The sequence below is a fragment of the Chitinivibrionales bacterium genome (genome assembly GCA_014728215.1).
In the GTDB taxonomy this organism is placed as follows: Bacteria; Fibrobacterota; Chitinivibrionia; order Chitinivibrionales; family WJKA01; genus WJKA01.
The window spans coordinates 55,947-66,732 of the sequence record WJLZ01000167.1 but is presented as its reverse complement, the minus strand read 5'-3'; the positions used below and the strand labels follow the sequence as shown (position 1 = coordinate 66,732).

5 protein-coding genes and 1 tRNA gene are annotated in these 10,786 nt (G+C 46.6%); 1 reads left to right on the top strand and 5 read right to left on the bottom strand.

Annotated features, from left to right (window positions below):
* Positions 1–237: 237 nt before the first annotated feature.
* Positions 238–1,314 (top strand): hypothetical protein, encoded by a 1,077-nt coding sequence (locus GF401_15005; protein ID MBD3346361.1) that lies wholly within the window; start codon positions 238–240, stop codon positions 1,312–1,314.
* Here GF401_15005 and GF401_15000 read toward each other — a convergent pair.
* The 5 genes from GF401_15000 to GF401_14980 form a co-directional block, all read right to left on the bottom strand.
* Positions 1,301–7,315, bottom strand: coding sequence for a hypothetical protein (locus GF401_15000; GenBank protein MBD3346360.1), 6,015 nt, complete (start codon positions 7,313–7,315; stop codon positions 1,301–1,303). The two genes, GF401_15005 and GF401_15000, sit on opposite strands and share 14 nt — an antisense overlap.
* An 11-nt stretch (positions 7,316–7,326) precedes the next feature.
* Complete coding sequence (locus GF401_14995; protein ID MBD3346359.1) at positions 7,327–8,187, bottom strand: hypothetical protein; 861 nt, start codon at positions 8,185–8,187, stop codon at positions 7,327–7,329.
* A 17-nt stretch (positions 8,188–8,204) separates the two neighbouring features.
* Complete coding sequence (locus GF401_14990; GenBank protein ID MBD3346358.1) at positions 8,205–9,797, bottom strand: hypothetical protein; 1,593 nt, start codon at positions 9,795–9,797, stop codon at positions 8,205–8,207.
* A gap of 403 nt (positions 9,798–10,200) precedes the next feature.
* Positions 10,201–10,482 (bottom strand): GIY-YIG nuclease family protein, encoded by a 282-nt coding sequence (locus GF401_14985; GenBank protein ID MBD3346357.1) that lies wholly within the window; start codon positions 10,480–10,482, stop codon positions 10,201–10,203.
* Positions 10,483–10,552: 70 nt separating this feature from the next.
* Positions 10,553–10,628: transfer RNA gene (locus GF401_14980), tRNA-Asn, on the bottom strand.
* Positions 10,629–10,786 lie beyond the last annotated feature (158 nt).

The following is a 10,786-nucleotide window of genomic DNA, read 5'->3' as shown; positions in this document are numbered from 1 at the left end:
TCATCATTGAGCCCTTCAAAGCGATACCGGATTTCTGCTCCGAGCGGCAAGCTGAAAACAAGCCATAAGCGGAATAGAATCGCCGCGGAAAGTATGGAATAGAAGAGATATTTCTGTCTTTTGAATGGAAATGCCGGCATGCAATTAAATTAATTAATTCACCTGTCCGAAAGGAAGCGTTGCCCGCGGAAGGGTCTCACGGTTTTTGGATGTCTAAAAATACTATTTTTCCTGATAATGATAACCAATGACCGTCAGTTTGAGAAACCGCCCTTTCTGCTGGAAACGCCGATACGGAATTTCAGTACACAACAATGGTGTTATCCGGCATTACGACAGGGCATCTATGAGTACTTCAGGCAGAAGCCTTTCAGACGGGTACTTTTGCCGGAGTACGTGCCTCAGGGTATTCATGATCCCTTTAAAAAACTCAATTTTGAAATCGGCTATTATCCTGTCGAGCTCTCCTTGAAATTGAAAAAAGATCAGCTACAGCGCTGTATCTCAGACTTTAACCCCGAAGTATTTGTCTATATCCACTATTTCGGGACATATGTCAAAGAGAATATCAATCTTCTGAAAGAAATCCTTCCCGCTCAAACAATCTTTTTTGAAGATTTCGCTCACACGGTTCCCTGTGATACGCTTGTATACAGCGGTGACATCTGTGGATTTTCCTTTTCTAAGATAGCAGGGGTTGCTGAAGGTTCCCTGATGATATTCCCACGGTCGGAACCAGATAATGATTGTACCTATGTATCGGAAAGCCGTGCAAGCAAAGAGCTGCACACCCGTTTTCGCATGAAACTAATCACCGAACACCTCTGCTCGACTGTTACAACGGTTCCATACCTGCAGCGTCTTGTTTCGTTCTTTGCTGGCAAAAGCCGTCATTACTACCCCTTTCTCATGGATCACTATACCGAAACCATGACCCATGTTTCTCCTTCAACAGCAAAAATAATCAACCGGCTGGATTTCAACAAAATTTACGAGCGAAGAAAAGCGATAGCGCAGCACTATCTGGAACGGCTCGATTCGCGGTATCTGTTTGATTTACCCCGGGAGTGCTTTTTAGCACAAGCCTTATACGGATTTCCGGTTGTCGTCGATAGTCAAGAGAAATTCCAACGTTTCTTACAACAGCATGGAGTACGGGGGTTTATGTTAAAAGATCGGTGGTGGTTTAAAGACTCCCGGCAGAATAGTGAGCTTTTGCATTGTCATTACCTCCTGCCGATTAATCATACCTTATCCGACACCCAGGTCGACAGAATAATCAAGGCGGTCAACAGCAGCGTTATCGCTGAATAATAAGGGTTGAGGTTTTAGAAAATTTCTTTCCATTCCCAACGGCGTTCACTGAAAAAATATAGAGTCCGTTGGCAACCGGATTGCCCCGGGTATCGGTTCCGTTCCATTGAAGCGTATGGTACCCTGCAAGCCTGCGTCTGAAAACAAACTGTTTTACCAGTTCTCCGGCCGAGGTGTAAATGGCGAACCGGACAGCGCTGTGGACCGGAAGTTCGTAACGGAACATGGTGCTCTTTTTGAAGGGGTTAGGGAAATTGCCGGTACAGCGAAATTTCTGCGGTAACAGTGATTTGAGATCGAATTGTCCGCCGGTATTATACGTGGTGCCGTCAGCAGTAATCGCATGGCAGTTTACATCAAAGGAGACCGGCCTGGATGGATCTTCAACATTCAGATAAAAAACGGTATTGTTCGATGCATGGCCGTCTCCGAGCCGCGCGCGGTAGACCACATGGCCAGGCCCGGTATCGAGCCTGCGATTAAAACAGAAACCGCCGCTCATCCCTGCAGCCGAGTCGATACGAATACCATCCGATGCATCGACCCTGAAGCCTCCGGAAATGACATCCGATACCGGAAAGCGAACCAGCATCCGGATAGTTGTTTCATCGGTATATTGTAACGATACATGTGATCCGGGAAAGCTGTCGGCTGGAGATATCATAAAACATTCTTGTACGACATCGGCAGTTGTCACAACCGGTTGTTCTCTGTTGTCATCGCTTTTCCTCTTTGCAAGAGGAACAAGCGTTCCTTCACGTTTCCTGCACCAGTTCCAGGAAGTAATAAATGAGGAAAGGTCATGAAGATCGAATGTGCTGTCCTGAATGATAGCAACAGAAGGAAATGATCCTTCAACAGGCCCGAGGTTTTTGGCATAGTCTTTCCGGTTCCAGGCCAGGGCAAGGGTGTCGAGGTCCTGAAGATCAATCGTTCCATTGGCATTAAAATCACCTACGAGACGTCTGTAGGTAAGGCTGAGGGTGTCTGAAGTCCCGGTGTCATTGTCGGCCGCGGCCAGGGCAATGCTCATGGTAATGGAATCTCCAAAAGATGATGGAAAATATGAGATGTACAAAAGGCTGTCATATTCCGTCGAATCGAGGATCGAGAGCGATTCGGGGAGGGAAAAAGACGAGTACGCTATTTCTGTTCCGATTCTGATCCGAGCGGAAAGGATGACTGAATCCTGTTCCGGATCGTTTACGGTAAATCCAAGCGGCATGGCATTGTAGAGAATTTGACCGCACAGGGAATCGGCTGAGGCGGTGAACGTAAGTGTGGGAGGATGGTTATTGTCGACTGCAAACCATGTGGAACTCCTCCACATGCCGGATTTCGGTGAAATCGCCCGCACGCGCAACCGTACCCGGGATTCGTCGCTTGATGGAATATCAAAGAATGACATCCAGTTTACGGTTACCGAATCGCTTCCCGCGGGAATAACAAGGGTATCACACGTTGCCGGATTCCAGATTGAATCATCGATAGAATATTCAATTGCGCCGGAGACATCAAAATCGTAGATATCCGTTACATTGATTGTGAGTGGTATTGTGTCGCTCTTTTCACCGATAAGCGGTGAAATGCTTAACACAGGGGCATCCTGGACAAGGTAAAAAGTCAAGGTGTCCCAGTCACCGGTATCGGCGTCAACAGCGGCGGCGCGGATATGAATACTGTCGACATAGTTGGTGAGATCGGATTGCACCCACCAGTTAAATTCAACTTTTCGCGGGAGATAATGGGAAGGATTTAGTCGGGAGATCATCCCGTTGATTGTCGCATCATGCCACAGAATGGAATCTTCCATCCGATACTGCATGATAATGGACAGTGTATCTGATTCCATATCACCGACAGATGAATGGAGTGAAATATATTTGTCATCGGTCAGGTCAAAGGACATTAATGAGATGCTTGGAGGTTCATTGTTGTCTAAGGTAAATAGATTACTGATACTGTAGCTTTCGACTTCCGGGGCGGTAACGCGGAACCGGATCCGGGTATTTTTAGCATGAATTCCGGTTGTGTCCTCCTGTGAATGCCAGACAAGAGTGTCAACTGCATCGTTGGCTCCATAAGAGTGGGTGCCTCCAATCCGGGCTTCTGTCCAGCTTAAGCCATCATTGAGTGAATAGTAACCGTCGAGGGTAAGTGAATCACCACCGAAATTGTGAATAGATATGGGGATAGAGACATCACCGCTCTGCTCGCCGGTTATGTTGCCGATTGAAACTGAAGGCCCATTCTGATCGAGTACAAAGCTGATGGTATCCCATACGCCGATATCTCCATCCGATGCCGACATTCGGATTTTCACTGTATCGGAATAATCCTGAATGTTCTTCCGGGTTTGCCAGACAAAGGAGACCGGATTACCTTCGGGGCTTCCCTTGATAAATCCCGGTGATGTGGTTGTATAAATCGTATCTATTTCAAGATGGCGATATAGGGAACTGGAATAGGAACTCGTATTAAGACGCATCCGGATTGAATCCTGGCCTGTTGAGAATTGCACTTTCCCATCATAACTGCTTCCGTACCGATACCATAATTGTGAATTACTCTCACCGTAAATATAGGCGGCGTCACTTGTTCGATTATTAAATGTCACATAACACCCGGTAATCTCGGTGCCGTCGGGTGCCTTGAACCATAGTGAATAGTTTGAATAGGAGCTTGTACCGCTGTCTCTGAGGATACCGTAGGTATAGAGTGCCGAGGTGTCTCTCAGAGAAGCATCAAACCAGATTGGAACATCTCGAAGCATATATTTACACTGGACAGTTACGGTATCACTTTCAGAATCGGTGATCGTTGCCTTAAGTTGGACATCATTGCGGATAACCCCGGCAACAGGAGCAAGTTCGAGAGTGGGTGGATTGTTATTATCGAGCATGAAATAATTCCCGGTGTTGTAGCTTCCCACTGTATGGTTTATCGCTCTGATTCGTAATCTTACCTGACCTTCATAGGCTGAAAGGTCGGTGGAGGTCTTCCAGACCAGGGAACCGGAATCGGCGCGGGGCGGGAAAGTCGTGTCGGATACCAGTGATGCAGTATCCCAGGAATACCCATCGGTGGAAAACTGGAGCAAAACCGTGATCGAATCGAAACTGGTGCTCGAGAGAGAAAACGTGACCGGTACGTTGTTATGCTGCGTTTCGGTAATGGGAACGAGCCTGGCGGAAGGGCTGGATTGATCAAGATAAAAGGTGAGCGTGTCCCAGGTGCCGGTGTCCTGATCGATTGCTGCAACGCGAACCGAAACGGAATCGGAATAAGTATTCAAATTGGAAGAACTACGCCATGTAAAGGCGATTGTATCGTTTGAATATGCTGCGCTGTCGATCGTAGATGGTTGTGTCAGCGATCCCCGGCGCCAGATGGATGATCCGTTGCCGCGATAGTAAAGGTCGAGGTTAATCCTGTCATATTCCGGATCGGTGATAAGCGCCTTAAGAGAGACATACCCGTTCTGGGTACCGGACACCGGAACGAGGGTGCAGGTCGGTAGATCATTATTGTCCAGAGAAAAGCTGTTGGTTACATTTTCTATACCGACCGAGGAATCGCAGGGGATAATTTTAAAATAGACGCCAGCATCGAAGGTTGCGGGAAGGTCGGTGGAAGACTCCCATATAACCGAACCGCTATAGGCGGCGGGAAGAATTCCGCTGGTTGCTCCCCCGACCGTGGCGGAATGCCAGGTTGTGCCATTTGTTGAATAATAGCAAAGCAGCGTGATTGTACTGTTGTCGGTATCGGTGATGGCATAGGATATGGTGATATCGCCGCTCTGTTCACCTGAAAGATCGGAAAGAGAGATGCTTGGTACCTGAAGGCTGTTAATAAATACCTCTGTTGTAGCTGCACTGCCGTAGTCTTCATCGTGGGGGATTACCCTGACATACAGGGATCCGGTGATTTTATTCGTTCCCAAATCCCGGGCCCAGAGCCATTTAAATGTTCCTGCATTGCCGCCTGAGGGCAATTCGGTGGTCAATCCTGATGTTGTCGCGGGGTAGTAGGTGGAGCCGTCGCCGGAAAAGTAGATGTTAAAGGAAACGCTGTCGTTATCAGGATCGGTAATTTTGTAGCTGATTGTAACCGAATCGGCTGAAGTTGACTGGGGGGATGAAATGATGACCGATGGCGCACTGTTGTTGCTGATCCGGAGGTTTTTTAGAAGCGCAAAAGGACCCGAAACAGTCGTGTCGGTAACATTTGCTCTCAGCATTACTCCGTTGAGCCGTCGTCCGGGAAGGTCGGCTTCGGTATCCCAGATAAAAGTGCCCGCATAACCGGAAGAAGTCAAATTAGTCACATTGCCGATTGTTGACGCCGCAGCCCAGCCTTCACCGGGAACAAAAAACTCAATCGAATCGATTGATACCACACCGCTGTCGCTGTTTCGAATGCTATATGAAATGGTTTCCTGAGAAGAAAGATACCGGTCACTACTCAGGATAAGGGACGGCCATGAACTGTCGACTTTGCAAACAAAAGTGTCGGAAACAGGAGAGAGACTGTAATTGTGGAGAGTATCGAAAAGTGTATCGATTGTCAGTGTATAGTTCAGGTCCTGAAGAAGATTGGCATCGGTCTCGGCGATATAGCTGTAGGCATAACCTTTCGACCCGATTGAAATGGGCATGGTAACCGCTTTTCTCGGTCTGTTACTTCCGTAAAAGTTCATGGAATAACTGTAGGAGTGGCGGTAACTTGAACTTGCGGAAATTCCGGAAAGGGTGTCCCATTTGCTTGGTGAAATCGACGATGTAGGAAAGCTGTCGGTAAATACCTGTGTGTTGTTACTGATTACAATATCATCGATATAATAATTGTCTGCGGCAGTGCCGCTGTGGAGCGGCTCTTCAAATTTAAGCCTGAAATTATTATGATAGGCATCGGTATCGGTAATTACATCGGTAAACTGTGTAAAGCCTGAAGCCTGAGCCGGCTTGATTGTTCTGATCAGAGTCCAGGTATTAACATTGTTAAGATAATAAACATATAAGTATTCATTTGAAATGCTGTCGGGCAGTTCGGGACCGGCGCGTACCCAATAGCTGATGGTAATCGGGGCGGAGGTTGAAAAATCAACTGTATCATAGACCAGATCAACAATGCTTCGCCCGAAATTCATGGTGTACCGTGATGCCTCGACAATTTCGTTTGAATCGGCATCATCGGAAAATTGCAGATATATTTTGTTTGACCCTGCTTTTGCTCCCGCCCAGAAAAAATCGGGGGCTTTATTATCAAGCAGGAATTTGCCCGATGCCGTACCCGTCCCGGTATTGCCGTCGGCCCTTACAACCGGTACTACTTTGAGTTGAACCCCGTCGGCTTCATAATCGGGAAGATCTTCTCTGGAATACCATTTGAACGATTTGGCCCCGGAATTCTCGGTTGCCACAGTGAGATCGCTTTGACCACGGGTCCAGTTTGTGCCATTATCGGTCGAATAATAGACATGCACCGAGCAGCTTCGGCCATAAGCAGTTGTAAATTGATAGGATCCGGTTACCGTGTCGGTGGTGATTGAATCGGAATTGAGCGTGACATTGGTCACCGATGTTTGGGGAACATGAGGATCGTAGTCGTGCATTGAAAAATTTCTGATGACAAAGGAATTGCTTGTTCGGGGAGTGCCAATATCGCTGTCGTAGGGAGTTACTCGTATTTTTACGCTGTCGACATCAATCAGGCCGATATCGGTAAAGCTGATCCACTGAAGTGTTTCTGAAGGGAGATTGGGGATAAAGACCGAATCCTTTACGGTTGCATGATACCATACGGAACCGTTGTCGGGAGAGTACTCAACAGAGAGGGTGCAGACATCGCCTTCCCAGTCGGCCAGTATAAATGACGCAGCAACCGTATCGGCATGGTATCCTCCTGTCACATTCACCGATGAAATTGACGGTGCGTGGTTCTGCGCAAAAAGATTTCCGGCAGTTAATAATACCAGCAGATATTTCATTCTGTACATTGTAGTGCTCCTTATGGGAGAATTTCGATATAAGCGTTATTTCCGGCACATGCCGTGATCTGGTTGTGAATATCGGCAAGCCTTACCGAAGAAACGATAATGCTTGTGGTTCCCGTTGTGCGGGCCGTAAAGTAAGCCCTGGCAATTTTGCCGGAACCGGCAATGCCTTCGGTATTACCACTGTGCATGCCGCAGGTAAGTGTGCAGATTCCCATTTTGCTGTTATGAGATTCCACCTTGGCAGCCATACCCTCTGCTGCCTTGAAATAATACAGTGAATCGCTTTGAAGTATGGATATACTATCCAGATTCAGTGAGTCGACTTTATAGTTGAAAGTTATTTCCATACTCATAATTGTGTCGGGGGTCTGGTCGAGTATCAAATCCAGATAGAACTGAGATCCCGTAACCCGGGAAAGCGTTACGATCGAGGGTGAAAATTGAAACACCCGCCGGGTTTCATCAACCCGAAATGTTTTTATTATTGTATCGGAAGCAAGGGTGTTTTGGCGGTAATTGCCGTAGATTTTCAGGATCCAATATTGCCCCGGCAGTGTCTCGCTGAGAGCTCCGACCATGAAATGCGATGGATTGGCAATTAAGCTGTACACTTCAGGACCACTATGGTCGGAAAGGGAAATACTGTAATGATATTCCATAAAATCTTCATTATGGGGTGCCGTCAGGGTGAGTTGAAGAGTATTTGTTGTCATTACCGAATCGATTTCATCCGGCGAAACAGCATCAATGACAATCCGGGGGTTGGAATCGAAAGGCGAGACCGGAAGCGTGTCGGGCAACTTGTTTTCCAGAAGACATCGTACGAAAAACAGCATTGCAACCGGAAACAGGACAAAAAGCTTTTGTTTCATTGTATCTACTCCAACGGTTAAAAATCGAGTACCAGGGCAAAAGAACGGGGGCCGGGCTGCAGAGCGACTTTTGTATCGGGGCCGATAGAAAAAAACGCGGCATCGGCAATATTGATCCCATAGACTGCACCAACCGCAATCAGTGAGACCATCGTTGCCGGGCGGGCAAACCGGTAGACCCCTGCAGCCCTTTCTCTTTTGTCGAAATATTCATTCCGTTTTTTCTGATCCAGTTCACTCAGATATTTCGAATTGTATTCTTTATAGTTATCATATGAGGCATGGGTAATAAGCGCAAAAATACCGGTGACAGCCACTGCCGCACCTTGGGCGGCCGGCCAGATATACCATCTGATATTGCGCTGCGAATAGCGTTGCCCCCATCCCGGAAGCGCCATGCTGCGGAGAACGATCTTCTGCTGTTCGAGTGGCGACCAGGCAATCGTGATCGTCGTATCTTCATAATGAGTTTCGATTGCAGTCCGGTAGGGTGGAAAACCGCGTTTGGTTAGCCGGGCATCAAAAAGACGGTCGGTCTTGAGCATGACCGTATCGACACCGGTAGTAGTAATGCCTACGGTAATCCGGTTGGTCGTATTGTCGGTAATGGTAAGCTGACCGTATTTGACACCGGTAACAATAACCGCTTTGATCCTGCTTTTACGGGGAGTAACATCAAGATAGGCAATTTTCCGTTTTTCATCGAGAACGATTTTCCCTCTGCCGCCTTCTATGGAGGTTATTTCCGGCGGCCCAAGAGGATCGGGGCACGACAAGGTAATATCGGTCTGCTGCAGATCCACTGTTGCCCCAATGGTAAGTTTGTTGGGCGATTTCCTATTTATATTTAAATTCATATCTTTGGTGGATAAACGGGAGGGCATTTTTTCTCCGTTAAATTTAACTACCGGCACTTCGGATTTAAATAACTCTTTTCCCTTAAGTACACAGTCCCAGCCTATATCCGGCAGTTTGAGCAACAGGCGTATTTCACCGCCCACAGGATCGAAACTCCACTTTGAAAGCACAATTTTGTCGAATTCGGCCGTGTCGAGAACAAGTGAATCTCCGAGAAAATTGATTTTAATACGCTGAATCGATTTAATTGCAGAATATTTGAATTCTGCACGGACGGAAGAGGCAATGAGGGTAAAATAAGCGGTGTGATTTTCGGAAATATTATCGCCTACCTTCATTTTAAACTTTTCTTCAGGATCGATATTGTTTACCTTTACCGAAATTGATAGCATCCGGGGGACCGTATCGAATTCAGGGATTTCCGTTTTTATCTCATCGGTGGTACTGAGAGTCGAATCCGCGAGGCTGTCGGATTGCACAGTTTCGGGTTCTTTGAGGCTGTCCGACTGAGTGGGTGGCGGTTTTTCGAGGGTTTCTTTTCGAACCACCCCACCGTCGAGCGTCACCGAATCGGCTGCATGAAATGAATCATCGTCGCTTTCGGACATTTGTGCCGGTCGCTTTTTTGCAGTGGTGTCTTTCACTGAAACTGAATCGGAAATTTCCGTTTTTTCTTTTTCTTCTCCCAAAACCGGTGTAAAGAAGAGTACCAGCGGTGCAAAAAGAATAATGACGGACAATAAACGTTTCACAGGTTACTCCTTGAATTTATTCTGAAATATTCTGTTGTAAAAGCCGAGAAAATTATACGGCAATTATGAGCCTTGAACAAAACGGAATGCCTGCTACCGCAAGGCGGCAGATCACTTTTACCTGATAATATAAGGGGAATGAAAGATGAATAGTAGACAGGCGATAAGCATGTTTTGTAAATTTCCACTGAACACTCCTGTAAATAATTTCGTAAATACACCACCAGTCAAAATCAAAGCCTCCGGCAATAAATTAAGTTAATATTAACTTTATATACAAGAAAAAAATTAGAAAAGTGTTTACTGCTGATAAGAATCAGAGTAAAGAAATGGAGTGAAGTTCGGTGATGAGATGGTGTAACACGATGGAAACAGGCAGCATGTGCAGGCTAATTATATGCAACTACTGTACGATGGAGAACCTGGAACAGGATACTAACCGCTCAATCTGTTTTCTGCTTTTCCAGCTTTTGATTTGCCTTTCCCGCTTAATAGCTTCCGACCGGGTATTGAATGAATCTTCTTTGTAGACGAGTTCCCAGGGGCCGTTTTTGCGAGTGTACTTTCCAAGTGATATATCGGAATCGTTGTGGCTTTGAATTCTTGCTTCGAGATTTTGGGTGTGTCCGATATAGTATTTATCGGTGCTGCAGCTGTAGAGGATATAGACGGTGAATTTGCTCATAATAGGGGCTTTTAGATAAAGGCAGATCATAACAAAAAAAAGGCCCTTGTACTTGGAACAAGGGCCTTTTTGGCTGCTCAGGAGGGACTCGAACCCCCGACCCGGTGGTTAACAGCCACCTGCTCTGCCAACTGAGCTACTGAGCAGTACATTATTTCAAATTTTGCTCGACCCGGTGGTTAATCCCGATGCGATCGGGACTCAGCCAACTGAGCTACTGAGCAGTGATTAGCGAAAATATCAATTTCAAGACATTGTAAAATACGTTGATAGAAAAAAATTGTCAACGCTTTGGGGATAAAAA